Origin of the sequence: Melioribacter sulfuriphilus (assembly GCF_051488685.1) — a bacterium.
GTDB lineage: Bacteria > Bacteroidota > Ignavibacteria > Ignavibacteriales > Melioribacteraceae > Melioribacter.
Genome location: NZ_JBPSEH010000001.1, coordinates 277,748 through 292,339, shown reverse-complemented (window position 1 = coordinate 292,339; position 14,592 = coordinate 277,748). Strand labels below are relative to the sequence as shown.

General features: G+C 33.0%; 17 protein-coding genes. All 17 read right to left on the bottom strand.

All coding sequences use genetic code 11. The features are described from left to right. Position 1: 1 nt before the first annotated feature. Entirely contained in the window at positions 2–826 is an 825-nt protein-coding gene (locus tag ACSSV9_RS01270) for an ATP-grasp domain-containing protein (protein ID WP_437345403.1), read from the bottom strand. A 43-nt stretch (positions 827–869) separates the two neighbouring features. Further along, a complete protein-coding gene (locus ACSSV9_RS01265) occupies positions 870–1,658 on the bottom strand; it encodes an ATP-grasp domain-containing protein (RefSeq protein WP_437345402.1) in 789 nt (262 codons plus the stop codon). 17 nt (positions 1,659–1,675) lie between these two features. Beyond that, positions 1,676–2,635 carry an MlaD family protein gene (locus ACSSV9_RS01260; protein WP_437345401.1) on the bottom strand — a complete coding sequence of 320 codons (960 nt, stop codon included), beginning with the start codon at positions 2,633–2,635 and terminating at the stop codon, positions 1,676–1,678. A gap of 3 nt (positions 2,636–2,638) precedes the next feature. Continuing rightward, on the bottom strand, positions 2,639–3,394 hold the full coding sequence (locus ACSSV9_RS01255) for an ABC transporter ATP-binding protein (protein ID WP_422881098.1): 756 nt from the start codon (positions 3,392–3,394) through the stop codon (positions 2,639–2,641). A 4-nt stretch (positions 3,395–3,398) separates the two neighbouring features. Next, complete coding sequence (locus tag ACSSV9_RS01250; protein WP_437345400.1) at positions 3,399–4,154, bottom strand: MlaE family ABC transporter permease; 756 nt, start codon at positions 4,152–4,154, stop codon at positions 3,399–3,401. A 1-nt stretch (position 4,155) separates the two neighbouring features. After that, entirely contained in the window at positions 4,156–4,875 is a 720-nt protein-coding gene (locus tag ACSSV9_RS01245) for a sugar phosphate nucleotidyltransferase (protein WP_422881102.1), read from the bottom strand. Between the two features lie 36 nt (positions 4,876–4,911). Continuing rightward, entirely contained in the window at positions 4,912–5,457 is a 546-nt protein-coding gene (locus ACSSV9_RS01240) for an acyloxyacyl hydrolase (protein WP_422881104.1), read from the bottom strand. A gap of 24 nt (positions 5,458–5,481) precedes the next feature. Continuing rightward, complete coding sequence (locus tag ACSSV9_RS01235) at positions 5,482–6,576, bottom strand: BamA/TamA family outer membrane protein (protein WP_422881106.1); 1,095 nt, start codon at positions 6,574–6,576, stop codon at positions 5,482–5,484. A gap of 51 nt (positions 6,577–6,627) precedes the next feature. Continuing rightward, positions 6,628–7,035 carry a hypothetical protein gene (locus ACSSV9_RS01230; protein WP_437345399.1) on the bottom strand — a complete coding sequence of 136 codons (408 nt, stop codon included), beginning with the start codon at positions 7,033–7,035 and terminating at the stop codon, positions 6,628–6,630. A 258-nt stretch (positions 7,036–7,293) separates the two neighbouring features. Continuing rightward, positions 7,294–7,452, bottom strand: coding sequence for a hypothetical protein (locus ACSSV9_RS01225; protein ID WP_437345398.1), 159 nt, complete (start codon positions 7,450–7,452; stop codon positions 7,294–7,296). A 49-nt stretch (positions 7,453–7,501) separates the two neighbouring features. Further along, a complete protein-coding gene (locus tag ACSSV9_RS01220; RefSeq protein ID WP_437345397.1) occupies positions 7,502–8,908 on the bottom strand; it encodes a DUF3943 domain-containing protein in 1,407 nt (468 codons plus the stop codon). 85 nt (positions 8,909–8,993) lie between these two features. After that, positions 8,994–9,536 (bottom strand): hypothetical protein, encoded by a 543-nt coding sequence (locus tag ACSSV9_RS01215; protein WP_422881109.1) that lies wholly within the window; start codon positions 9,534–9,536, stop codon positions 8,994–8,996. A gap of 80 nt (positions 9,537–9,616) precedes the next feature. Further along, a complete protein-coding gene (locus ACSSV9_RS01210; RefSeq protein ID WP_422881110.1) occupies positions 9,617–10,060 on the bottom strand; it encodes a cupin domain-containing protein in 444 nt (147 codons plus the stop codon). Between the two features lie 21 nt (positions 10,061–10,081). Beyond that, the gene (locus ACSSV9_RS01205) at positions 10,082–11,212 is read right to left on the bottom strand and encodes an ABC transporter permease (RefSeq protein WP_422881111.1); all 1,131 of its coding nucleotides are present in this window, start codon (positions 11,210–11,212) and stop codon (positions 10,082–10,084) included. A 1-nt stretch (position 11,213) separates the two neighbouring features. Continuing rightward, positions 11,214–12,347, bottom strand: coding sequence for an ABC transporter permease (locus ACSSV9_RS01200; protein WP_422881112.1), 1,134 nt, complete (start codon positions 12,345–12,347; stop codon positions 11,214–11,216). 1 nt (position 12,348) lies between these two features. After that, positions 12,349–13,278 (bottom strand): ABC transporter ATP-binding protein, encoded by a 930-nt coding sequence (locus tag ACSSV9_RS01195; RefSeq protein ID WP_422881114.1) that lies wholly within the window; start codon positions 13,276–13,278, stop codon positions 12,349–12,351. Beyond that, positions 13,278–14,591, bottom strand: coding sequence for a TolC family protein (locus tag ACSSV9_RS01190; protein ID WP_422881116.1), 1,314 nt, complete (start codon positions 14,589–14,591; stop codon positions 13,278–13,280). Before ACSSV9_RS01190 ends, ACSSV9_RS01195 begins: the two co-directional genes overlap by 1 nt. Position 14,592 lies beyond the last annotated feature (1 nt).

The following is a 14,592-nucleotide window of genomic DNA, read 5'->3' as shown; positions in this document are numbered from 1 at the left end:
ATCATCTCTCCACAAAAAAATTATTTATTTTTCTAACAATTAGTTCGGCTATTGAGGAACTTGCTTCTTCGCGTACCGGCGCAAAACTTGGCCAATCATTTATATCAATAATAGAAATAGTTCCATCTCGCGAAATAATTGCGTCGCCTCCATATACATCCAACCCGATTGCCCCGGCTGATTCATTGCCCAATTCTCTAAGCAGATTTATATCAAAAGGATTATGATTTATGCCATTTAAATAAAACCAATGGAAAAAATTCGTATTAGCCACTGAATAAAATTTGACTACATCGCCATCGAGATGCTCTTGTAATACTACTTTTTGTATTCCTCTTCGTGCAAATTCCGAAATAATATTTTCTTTCTCTTCTTCTGAATAAACTATTGTTACATCTTCCCGATGCACAGCGTGAACATCTCCTCTTTTTATCCAGATTTTACGACTATTAAAATCCTTAAATTTTATTTTTTCCTTTTCTTCCACTTTAATTACAAAGCTTTTGGGAAAAGGGATTCCGTTTTCAGGAAGTATTCTGACCATATTAACTCTGTAACTATTGATTGAACCTTGCGGTGAATTAATTATCAGCCGACCTTCTTTTTCGAGCTCTTTTAATTTTAGAGTGCTTTCCATTCCCCGCGCCATAGAAAATATAATAGATTCTTTAATATCTATATAGGTCAAATCCTGCTCTTCATAAATAGTAATATCAAATCCCTTATCATTTAGTTTTTCAACTGTGCGCAGAAATATCTTTGTATCATTACTTATGTGATTTGGTGAATAAGCTACATGTCTTCTAATGCCAGCAATTTTTATCATTTTTTTGCCTCTTAATTTCCACTATTTATTAGCTTGTCATAGATTAATTCGCTATAAATTTTGCCGCTTTATTCCGTACAGGGGCAAAGCTAGGCCAATCGTTTACATCGATTATTGTAATTTTCCCTGAGTCGGATACAATAGCATCGCCACCGAATATTTCCAGTCCTAGTGCATCTGCTGACCTAGCAGCATACTCTTTCAATTTATCTTCATCTACATTTATTTTATTATCTCTATTGTAGAAATAGTATTCAAAAAAATCAGTGTTTTTAACAGCATAGAATTTTAGAACTTCCCCCTCAATGTGTTCTTGTAAAATAGCAGAAGTAATTCCACGATATCCAAATTCCTTTAAAATATTTATTTTTTCTTCGTTACTGAATACTGCCGTTACATCTTCTTTATGTATAGCATGAATATCGCCTCTTTTTATCCATACTTTTGTAGTACCAATATTTTCAAAATCGTAACTTTCTAAATAATCGAGAGTGCCAGCAATCGTCAAAGGAAAAGGAATACCAGCTTCTTTAAGCAACTTTGACATATTAATTCTATGACATTTAAGTACTGTTAGAGATGGATTAATAACAATTTTCCCTTCTAATTCTGCTTTAAGTAATTTTTTTAATACTTGAGTGCCTCTTGCCATCGAAAAAATTAGGTTTTCTTTTAAATTCTTACCCGTTTCTATCTCTTCTTCGTTGTAAATATTTACTTCAACTCCAAGTTTATTAAGCTCCTCGACAGTCTTCATAAATATGAGTGAGTCGTTCTCTATATGATTGGGGGAAAATTCTCTGCTTCTTTTAATACCGGCAATCCTTTCCATAACTATTTTCCTATTTATTAAAAGACCGATATATGAAAATATTTTTCAGGGTTTATTTTAATATCTTTAACGAGATTAGCAAGCTGGTCTAACAGTTTAACTAACTTTTCAAAACCTTCCGGGTTGTTGAGAATACCACCTGCTATTGTAGAATCGCTATTGAGAGATGAGGTGACTTTCTCAAGATTGCCCGTAATATCATTAAGATTATTATAAATTGAATCATTCTTAATTAATTTCCCCAGCGTACCCCTGCCTGAACTCAATGAACTGGAAATATTTTGCAAATTATCAACGAGTGATTTAAGGCTTGCATACAGGCTGTCTTCATTAATAAAACGACTGAATGTGTTGTTACCGTTATTGAGTTTGGATGTTATAGCGTTTAGTTCTTTTAATGTTGAATTCAAATTTTTCGTAGTTTCGATTCCAAATAATAACCCCGAAAGTTTATTTTGACCATTTAATGAATCTGTTACAGTTGCAATATTAGCAGTAATTTTTTCAATGTTATTAACAATTGGCACAATCTTATCCGCTATATTATCGAAGGAGACTGATTCCTTTACTTGTATAAATTCACCTTCTTGAAGAGGTCTTTCATTCTGATTTCCTAATGATATGTTGATTAATTTATCACCTAATAATCCACTTGTTTCAATTTTAGCATAAGAATTAACAGTAATCCGGGATTTGTATTTCTCAAGAACTGCGAGTCGCAGCAATACTAGATTATTATCTCCAAATGTTGTGAACTCAATTTTATCAATTGTTCCGACTTTTAATCCTCCCAGATAAATTTTACTCCCCTCGATTAAACCGTTGGTATTCTTTACGTACATATTCAGAGTATATGTTTTCGAGAAGTAATAGCCTTCCGTTCCTACCAGTATTATAAAAACAAAAAATATTACCAGTCCGGCGAAAATAGTATAACCGACTTTTAAGCTTTGATTTTTTTTCCCATTTCTTATCATCTTTTAAACTCCGAGAGAAACTCTATTGGACAATAATTGTTTTCTTTTCATAAAGAATTGATTTACAAAAGGATTATTCGAGTTCAGAATTTTTTGAAGGTCTCCTTCGTCAACTACTTCTCCTTGATTAATCATTATAAACTTATCACCTATTTCTATTGCATCGTCAACAATATGTGTAACTATTACAGACGTAGCGTTTTTAAGTTTTAATTTATCAATCATTTCAAGAACCGAAGCGGTATTAATCGGGTCGAGTCCCGTGGTTGGTTCATCAAAGAGAATAATTTTAGGATTGAAAGCAAGGGCGCGTGCTATGGCAACTCTTTTTTTCATTCCACCGCTCAATTCTTCAGGATACAAATTTTCTGTGCCTGTAAGATTTACAAACGAAAGGAGTTCTTCGATTTTAATTTTTAATTCTTTTTCGGAATATTTTCTTTTATCCGGTAAAAAATAAAGGATGTTTTCTGCTACTGTTAAAGCGTCGAAAAGCGCATTCCCCTGAAAAACCATTCCGATATTTTTCCTTAATTCCAACAATTCACTATCGTTCATTTCATTGATGCTTCTACCTTCAAAAATTACGTCTCCTTCATCGGGAAGCCATAATCCAAGTATTACTTTTAGTATAGAACTCTTGCCTGCACCACTTGGTCCCATTATTACTGTATTTTTTCCCTTTTCAATCGTAAGGGAGACGTCCCTCAATATTCTGTTATTGTTTATTTCTAATGAAACATTTTTCAATTCAACCATAATTTTATAATAACTCCCAGACTACTTTAGTAAAGATGAAATCAAGAACTAATATGATTGCCGACGAATAGACAACAGCATTAATTGTATTTTTACCCAGACCAGTTGTACCGCCTTTAGTGGTTAATCCAAAGTAACAGCTTATTGTTGCTATAAAAAATCCAAAGAAGAACGGCTTTATGAATCCAACGAACAGGTCTTTCATTTTAAGAGATATAACCGCTGTATGCCAGAATGTATTTAGGTCGCTGTTGAACGTTTGATTTGATACTAGCATACCGCCCAGAATTCCTACAAGGTCTGCTATCAATGTGAGAGGTAGAAACATTGCAAGAGCAGCTGCAGTACGTGGAATTACAAGTTTTTCGACAGGACTAACACCGAATGCTTTTAACGCATCAATCTGCTCGCTTAATTGCATTGCCCCCAGTTCAGATGTATTTTTTGCGCCTGTTCTTGCGGCAAGTAATAATCCTGTAATTACAGGTCCCAGTTCACGAACCATGCCTAAAGATACAGTCTTCGCAATCCAGCTTGTTGCTCCGAATGTTTCAAGTTGATGACCGGTTTCAATTGCAAGAATTACACCGGTAAACAATCCACCTAAAAAAATTAGGTAAAATGATTTCGTACCAATTAAGTACATTTCCTCAATCATTTCGCCCCAGTAATCTCTAATTTTAGAAAAGCCGACGATTATATCTTTCACTAAAAAAGAATATTCCTGCAAACTAATAATCATTTTTTGAAAACGGGTCAATTTAATTTTTCTCCTGAGTTTTAGCATTGTGATCAGATAAAAATTCCTCGGCTGTTTTAATATCACTTACATGATCTACATCAACAATTTTTGAAAATGGGAGAGCATACAATCGAAAATCTTTTTGAATTAGAAACCTTAGAAAGTTTCTTAATCTGATAACTCCAGAGTTCATAGCTTCTTCAATCTCTTTTTGAATATTTTTTTTAAACAAATACAAACCGCCTGTTACAAATTCATAACCGTTATTCGAATCATTAAAGTTTATTATCCTATCGTTTTCGTCTATGTCTGCATACAATGGTTTTTCGTCATCGATAAAATCTGTTACAGCAATTACCCCATCGGCATCTTTTAAATTCATTCCATAATTCACAAACGATTTAAATTCTGACTCTAGAAATACTGAATCAGAAGTAGTTAGTAGAAATGGCGTTGATAATAATCTACTTAATTGATATAAACTGTGGAATGAACTTTGTGTTGATTTCACTATTAAATTCAACGGGTAATTTGTATAATTTTCTTTTAAGAATCTTTCCAGCTCCTTCGATTCTTCACGAATAATACATACTATAGAGTCGAATCCATTTATAAGTGTCATATCAATTATTCTCTTAATTAAAGGAACACCGTTAATTTTCACGAGTGGTTTTGGAATAGTAATTCCTTCTTCTTTTAATCTAAGCCCTTCCCCAGCAGCTATAATTGCTAAATCCATAATATTTATCTCTTTATGTTGATATTATTACTCATTTTACAAAACAAAAATAACTTCCACATAGTGAATATTTAATCCGGGATTCTTTTGATATAACCCGGCATTTGAAATATGTTCAAGTCTATATCCTAAAATAATTTTTTTGTTAGGTGAAACATTTACTGCGATATGACTTTTAAAATTAAGCGTTCCACCGAGATCAAAATTGTTAAATATATGATTAGTCGTTAAGCTGGGTTTGAGACCAGTTGAAACAGAGAAAATATTCTTATAGTTAATTAAATTTAATGTTGGACCCATTGAAAACATCAAAGAACTATTTGTTTTCTCTCTTATCATTCCAAACGCAATTTCAAAAGAAATATTTAACGGAGCAAAAATATTATCCATCAATGAATATACCGGTGGTGCAGTATGTAAAAAGATTTCAAACACTGATAAGTCCAAATCTTTTTTATGCGTATTATTTATCCCCGTTCTTATGCCATACTCTATACCTTGTGCAAAGCTCTCGGTTATAATTGTTATACCGAGTGAAAAAATCATAATTGATGTAAGTATATTTGAAAAACCTATCTTCATTTCATTATTAAAGTTTTTCTAACTTTAAAACGCTTCTTGTATTGTAAAATAAACGTAAGTGCCTTCGCGTGATTGAGCAACATCCAACCGAACATTTAAATGTTCGTCTCTATCCAACAAGTATCTTAGTCCGAGCCCTCCCGAAATCTTTAAATCATTGAATGTGAATTTTTTAATTTCCGGAAAAACCTGCCCAATACTAAAGAATGCCGATGCTCCAATACGCCATAATAATGGTCTTCTATATTCAACTTGAGAAGCCCACAAATTTTTATCTAAATATTTTCCCATTGGGTAGCCGCGCATCATTTGGTGATTGCCTAATTTGGGCAGCATTTGAATCGGAACATCACCAGCAGTACCGTTATATATTGTATTAAAAGCAATAACCTGTCCCTTTGCAATAGTCAAATAATGTCTTCCATCAAAATCGAATCGAAAAAAGTTAACATCCCCACCAAGAAATTTTCTATAGAACAGAATCTTACAATCTCCATAGATCCCTTTTGTTGGGAAAAACAAACTATCTCTATAATCAAGAACAAATCCTACTCCGGCGCCAGATGTGGTTACGCCTAAGGCCCCGAGTAAGTTTCCAGTTTCTATAATTCCGCCTGGTACATATTCAGCGATTGAAAATTTTTCAAACCAGAAATATGGACCAATAAAGAAATGTTTTTCTACTGCAATAATAAAATCAACTTTTATTCTATACTGGTTATAAGTTACATCTTCTTTAACTTTGGTTGCTGGATCGGGTCCTATTCCCCAAAATTCATCCGGTGTCCTGAAGTAAGAAATATCAAGGTCGAACCTGTAATCATTATCGCCAAAATATCTGTTTACGCGTATGCTACCCTGAACCTGTTTTTTTGTAGAATATGTACCAAATCCACCGACAATATCAGGGAATCTATTTGAATTACCTCTGTCTGGGTTATTGTAATATAGAAATGCTGCGCCAAAAGCATATCCGGTATTTGGCAAATAAAAAATTACAGGCACTGGATAGAAACCATCCCTGCTTACTTTCACATTCTCATCCAGCGATTGCGAATAAATTATTCCCACTTCTAATAAGAAAAAAACAAATATTTTTGATAACGATTTTATTAACATAATATTTAATAATTCTTTTTCAATTTGCTAACCGTTTAGACTTCCGTCAAATTACTTTCCAAAAATTTCTTTTTTGTCTAAGGGCTTTAACACCGGTTTTTCGATATTTTTAAATCTAATTTTTTGCTGATCATTTAGTTGATCTTTAATTTCATCTATCAAATCTTCTATCTTCGAAGCGCGTTTATCGTGCCCTCGCTTTACTCTGATTTTTTCAAAGAATCCGGGTTCATCATCGTTTTTAACGCGTTCTTTTATTTGTTCAATAATTTTTTTGTCTTCTTCTATGGTTGCCTTTATTCTTTCAATTTTTGGAACGATTACTTTAATTTGTTCCTGGCTAAGTTCTAAATAATCTTTTACTTTTTCCGAATCAAGCAATGAAATTTTGTTTTGCGGAAAAGTGAAGTTTGAAAATGTTAGCATTGCAAACATTATAGCAATTATTTTATTTCTCATCTGAATGACCTTTATCTATTTGTTTAACATTATTTGATTATTTGTTTTTGATCGTTCGCTTTTCCAGACCAAGAGTAAAATTACAATCCATACAATTACACGAATAATCATTGCTTGCACGCTATGCATTGCAACAACATTACTTAAAAGGTATAGTGCAATTACAGTTACAAGAACAATCGAGTGCATTATTAACACAATTTTTGTATAAGTAAAAGCTTTTTTGTGATTAAACCATATTGCGACACCAGCTGAGAGTCAGACAATTCCCATAATAACATTATAGATTAACACTGGTGTAAAAACTGTATAATCCTGAATTGTAATTCCAAGTAATACTTTTGAGCCTTCTACAATTGTCATAAGACTAAAAAGGATTGCAATGATTGCTGAAATAATTCTAATTGATTTATTCAATGTCTACCTTTATGATTAACTATAATTTAAAAACATCATTTACTTATAATTAAATATTATACCTGATATAAATTCTAAGTGCAGAATTTGCATCAGATGTATTTGGAAAATATTTGTAATCACCATAGCGTTCATACAATAAATAATCCAACCCAAGCGCTGTCTGAGCAAATAAATTGTAACTTATACCAAAATTAAAAAGTCCGACAAACTCTTCACTTTCTGCACCACTTAAAGTGTGAATCCAATATCGTTTATAGTTCGTGTAAACTTCACCAATATTCTTGACTTTTAAAGCAAGCCCTATTTTACCGCTTGCACCAGGACCTATGTTATAATCTTTTCCATACTCGCTTGAATATTGAGAATTTGTGCCGCCCATAAGAATAGCAGATAAACCAAGATAATTTTGCATTGCCACTGAAGGACTGAGTTCTATTCTGTTTATTATTTGTCCGGTGACACTTGTAGCGGAAAGTTTGTAGACAGTATTGATGTGAATATCTACTTCTTTGTAAACGCCAATTATATTTTTTGAAGTGTTAAAGAGTTTAATATTATTATCCCACAGAACACCGCTGGCAAGAATTACAACTATATTATCGTCTTGTGTTATATTGATTTCAATATGCAATGAAAAGTAATCGAATGGTTTTTGATGTTGTGAAACTGAAAATTCATCTCCATAATTCAGATCTGCTCTAAGTGCGAGATATGACTTATTATCATTAAACTTATTACCAAAAAAAACATTATGAACTCCGGTTGAGACAACCACACTAAAATTGTCTCTTTTCCGGGGCAATCCTGTTTTCCACATGTCACCTCTAATCATTCTATTCAATCCTTGCATTGGGTCAATTAAAATTGAGGTGAATTCACGAATAACTCTTTCAAGTCCGACTGCACTTTCATCAATAATTAAATTAGAAACACGAAAAGAAATCTCACCAAGAATAATTCCTGTTACGGGTGTGTTTACAATATCGTTATAAGAAGGCCGTTCGTTTTCGTAAAAGTATTCCCAGGTCAAACTTCCAAAAAAAGCATAAGGTGCTGACTCCCAGAATGTAAGTCCGTTTGATCTTGCTGTATTATAATAATTAGCACCGTGATATGGATGCCAAAACTGATTTATCAAATAGCCATCATAATCCCAGACAAATCCGTTTTTGAAATTATTTTTTATCGATTCCCAACTGATTGCTGCCCAATTCTGCCTGCTTAGATACCTCTGATATCCCCAGACAGCAAAATTTAATCCAACAACTTCAACTGCTGGCAGCCAGTAATTTTTTTTAACATCAGAACTTAAAGTAGATGTTGAATCGTTTTCAACCTTCGTTTGATCATCAGATAAACCGGAAGGAAGAAACTTAGTATCATTAAGCTGCGCAGATAAGTTTTGACTTAAAAAAATAATTGTAAAAAATATTTTGTATAAATTGTTATTCATTCTGTTCCTGTTTTTTATTTTACCTATCTTTAATAAAGCCGGCTGTACAACGCAACCGGCTTTTACCAAAAGAATCTTTAGCAAATTAAAAATAGAATCTTGCTGTTAACTCCGTTTTCGTATTCATTAACACATCGGTTTCTTCTTTTGGAATATCTCGGGAAAGTTGAAAATCAAAACCGAGATTTTGTTTAATACCAACACTGAATTTTTCGAATAAGAAATAATCCGCGCCAAATATTAAACCAACTTTTACACTGTTTTTGGGATCCGGTTCTACAGCATAATAACCAGCATCCTGGTTTATACCGTATAATGCTTGTAAGCCAAGATATGGTGAAACCTTATCGACATTAAAATGATACGAACCAGCTAAACCAAATCTTAAGTTGTAACCATCTACTTTTGTTTCGCCTAACGGTGCATCTTCACCTAAGAATTTAAGATCAGCTCCAACGATAAAATCCATTGAGAAATTATCTGAAGCATAGTACTTGAACATTAAATTTGGTGATGAAGATATGTTATCTAATCCAACACCAAATTTTCCTGCTCTGCTCGATTGAGCGAATAGACTTGTGCCTGTAAGTAAAAGCACAACTGTTAATAATAATGATTTTGTTTTCATTGTATCACTCCTTTGATTATTTATTATATTTATTTAATTACTCAGACAGCCCCGTCGTGAACTGTCTGATTGTTGAATATTTATTCATCGTTGTCTTCATCAGTTAAAAACCTAATGAGTAGAATTGATACATCTGGTTTCCCAATTATATCGTGATCAACCAGAGGGTCAAGTGTTATGAAAGTATCAGGTAAAAGTTTAATCGTATCTGTTTGGTTTTCAGTTTTTATCAACATATCACCTTCGCCTGCAATACATTGAATTGTTATCGGTTCAGGTACGCTGTGCCACCTTAGATTTCTCCCGTTGCGCAATGTAAGCTGAACAATCTTTCTTCTCTCGCCTTCAAATAACATTTTTATTTCTTTGTCTTTACCAGAATTAATTTCATTTTTAATATCAAGCACCTTATAATGATCTTTTGTTTGTGCATTTGTATCATTAAGAAATAGTGCTGATGCAAAGAAAAAGCTAATCACAATGAATGAGATTGTTTTTAATAGATTCTGTTGTACTTTTTTCATAATACTGTTTTCCTCAATTTATTATTCTATTTTCTTACTAAATCTGTTAGCGCTCAGAACTAAAATTGATACTCCCATTGCAAAAAGAATTAATGTCTCGAGCCAAAGCGATGAAAAGCCAATTCCTTTCAACACTACTCCACGGATTATTGTAATAAAATATCTTAATGGTATTGCATAAGTTATGTACTGGAAAAACTGAGGCATATTTTCTATCGGGAATGCAAAGCCAGACAGATAAATCATCGGCATCATCAAAGCAAAAACAGAAGCCATCATTGCTTGCTGTTGTGTTTTGGAAACGGTTGAAATAAATAATCCGATTCCAAGATTTGATAAGATGAAAAGAAATGCCGCAAAAAGCAGATAAAGAACATTTCCTCTAACAGAAATTCCAAACCACTGAGTCATTATAATCATTACAATTACAAGGATCACAAATCCGATCATTGTAAATGGAATTAACTTACCAAGTAGCAGTTGATATTTTTTAATCGGAGTTACAATTAACTGTTCCATAGTTCCAATTTCTCTTTCTCTTACTATTGCCATCGACATCAAGGATATGGTAGAAATCATTAAAACTAATCCTAAGATTCCCGGAACCATAAATATCCTTGATTTCATTTCCGGATTATACCACACTCTTACTTCTGGCGTAAGAGAACCGCTGAGTGATATTTTCATTCCCAATTTGTCTTTAGTATCTACTATAAGATTCTGAGAAAATTTTGTTGTAACACCTTGTATGTAACCAAGTGCCATTGAAGCTTTGCTTGCATCCGACCCTTCAAATAAAGTTTGAACCGGTGTTGTTTCGCGGCGATTTATTTTTTTCTCAAAATCTTTTGGAATCACAATAGCGACGAGCGTTTTTCCGTTCTCCAGCAAATCAGTTATTTCCTCATAACTTTTTACATAGTAATCAATCTGGAAATATCCTGTCTCTACCAGCCTTTCTATATAATTACGACTTGTTTCGGTTTTATCCAGATCATAAATGGTTGTGTGAACAATATCAACATCCATATTTGCAGCATAACCAAGAAATATTAGCTGCAGAATAGGAGCCATAAAAATTATTACAAGCATCTTTTTATCTCTCTTTACTTGCAATAGTTCTTTGATAATAAAATGATAGATTGTTTTCATATTAGTCTTTTCCTTTCGATCTTTGATCAACAATGACTGCAAGTGTAATAAAGATGGTTCCGAAAATTCCAAGGTAGAATAGCTGCTCCCAGAAAGCTGAAATTCCTGCACCCCTTAAAAGAATTGCTCTTAAAATCACAACATAAAATTTTGCCGGCGTAACATTTGTTAACACTTGAATTGCTGTAGGCATCGTTTCAATAGGGAAAATAAATCCAGAAAGAATAAATGAAGGAAGCAATGAAGTAACATTTGCTGCCTGGAATGCTACTTGCTGTGAATCTGCAACTGTTGATATAAAAATTCCTAATCCTAATGCTGCAAATAAAAATGTGAGTGTTCCGAATAGCAGCAAGAACAAATTACCTTTAATTACAATTCCAAATAAGAAGTAACCTGCAACAAGAACTATTACTGCATTAATTAAAGAAATAAAAATGTATGGAATCGTCTTACCAAGAATAAACTCAAAAGATGAAAGTGGAGAAACATTTATTTGTTCTATTGTTCCTCTTTCTTTTTCTCGTACAATTGAAAGTGAAATTGAGATTACTGCAGTAACAATCAAAATCATTCCCATTAAACCGGGAATAAGGAATTTTGTTGATTGCAGTTCCGGATTAAACCAAAAGCGCGGCTGTAAATCTATTGGTACATATAAATTCTTACCTGTAACAGCCAGATATTCTTTTGTTAACTTAATTGAGTAGCTGTAAGTAGCTGCATTAACATAATTTTGAATTGCACTGGCTGTTGTTCCGTCAACTCCATCAATAAGATATTGTACTTTTACATCTTGCTTTGATAATAATTTGCGAGATAAATCATTTGGAAAAACAACAACTGCCTGAACAATTTTTTCATCCAACAATCTTTTAATTTCATTTTCATCCTGAACATAAGTTACAAGGTCAAAATATTCAGAGCTGATGAGTCCATTAACATATTCTCTTGTGTAATCAGATTTATCAAGATCATAAACAGCAATCTTAATATGCTTAACATCAAAATTGATTGCATATCCAAAAATTATCAGAAGGACAATCGGGAAGAAAAAAATGATAAACAACATTCTGGTATCTCTTCTTAACTGCTTGATTTCTTTTTTAGCAATTGCAAATATTCTGTTTAACATTTTATTTGTTTCCCTTTTCAATTAGATGAATAAATACATCTTCAAGCGTTGGAACGATCCTATCAACACGCTTTACAGCTATACCATTTTGTTCCTGCAGCAAGTGAATAATATTTTGTTCTGTTATTGTATTGTCATTTAAGATTACGTGAATGTAATTTCCAAAGATTGATGTTTCGCCGACCCATTTTTCTTTTTCTAAAAATTCCAGACTTTCAACTGTACGTTCAGTTTCAATTTCCAGAATAGGATTTTTTATATAATTTGTTTTAAGTTGCTTTGAGTTGCCCTGAGCAACGATTTTACCTGCATTAATAAGAATAATATCATTACAAAATTCAGCTTCATCCAGATAATGAGTTGTTACTAAAACGGTTGTACCAGCGGCAGATAAATCATTAATTAAATCCCAAAAATTTCTTCGTGATATTGGATCAACACCGCTTGTAGGTTCATCAAGAAAAACAATTTTGGGTTCGTGGATTACAGCAGTGCCAAGTGCCAATCTTTGTTTTATTCCTCCGGGTAGAGAAGCAGTAAGAACATTTTCCATATTTTCAAGATTAGCGACTTTCAAAACCCATTCTTTTCTTTCCTGATATTTCTTACCATCAAGACCATAAACCCCTGCATAGAATCGGATGTTTTCTGCAACTGTTAAATCATTATAGAGTGAAAACTTTTGTGACATATAACCAATATTTTTTTTCACCAATTCCGGTTCCTTCATAATGCTATAACCACCAACCAGAGCATCGCCGGAAGTTGGTTCTAATACACCAATCAACATTCTTATTGTTGTAGATTTACCGGCTCCGTTGGCGCCAAGGAAACCGAAAATATCTCCTTGCTTTACTGTGAAGTTCACATTATCAACTGCAGTAAAGCTGCCGAATTTTTTAGTTAGATTATTTACTTCTATGGCTTTCATCAGTAAATCCTTCTCCCAAGTGATTTCTCAAGTCTTACCTTTGCTAATTGATAATCAACTTCTGCAGTTTTCAAATTAGTTTCTGCTTGAAGTTTTAAAGTCTCGGCATCAATTAAATCAGTGCTTGTTGCTAATTGCAGATTGTACTTTTCGGCAGTTATTCGATAATTCTCTGATGCCTGTTCTAAAGCAATTTTATTTACTTTAACTTTTTCTTCAGTCTTTAATAAGTTCAAATAATTTGAATGGACTTCCATCTGAATATTTTCTTTAAGCTGATCATAATTTGTTTCAAGTTGAATTTTTGTTTGTTCAGCTTGTGAAACCTGAGATGAAGTTAGACCCCAGTTCCAAACATCCCAGCTAAGTGTAACGCCAACATCCCAGTTATAATTAAACTCATCCTTTGCCGGTAGAAATCTTGGGTTGGGATTACTGTAATAATAATTGCCGCTTAAATAAATTGATGGCAGCCAGTTTGACTTTGCAGCGCTAATTCCTTCCTCACTGCTTTGTACACGATAAGCTAAGGATTTTAATTCTTGTCTGTTGTTTAATGCTTCATTTAAAATTTCAGATAAATCATAATTAACATTTTCTAATGATGTTTCTGCACCCGATACTTTTATTTGTGAATCAAGTTCAATTCCGAGTGCTTTATTTAATGCAATTCGTGCTATCTTTAAATTGTTCTCCGCTTCGATAAGCATTAATTTTGTGTTTGAATATTTGACTTCAAGTTTCAACAGATCATTATTAGGCACTAATCCCTGTTCATAAAAATTACGCGTATCTTTTAGGTGACTTTCAATCTGCTTTAATGTATGCTCAATCACATCTCTTATTTCACTTGCTTTATAATAATTCCAGTATGCGCTGTAAATATTAAATGCAGCTTCATTCGCATCTTTTGAATAATCACTTTCAGATGCTTGCAGATTATACTTTGCCGCACTTCTTGAAGATAGAAGTTTAAAGCCGGTGAAAAGAGGTTGAGTGAAACCAAATTTAAAAGTGTAATTGTTGTAAAGCGGCTCTGATATTCTAATTGTACTCGGGAAAAGAGGAGATGAAAACTCAAAAGCCGGAATGTTATCACTCAAGCGTGTATAATTACCAAATAACTTAAACTGCGGCAGAAACTGGCTATTTATTTCAGAGAGTTTTGCCTCAGAAAAATTTATTCTTGATTGTGAAATTTTTAAGTCTTTGCTGTTCTGCAATCCAATTTCCAGACATTCTTTCAGTGTCAGAATTCTTTCTTGCGCAAATAATGAACTTGCAAAGAGAATTAAGATTAATATTTTTTTCATT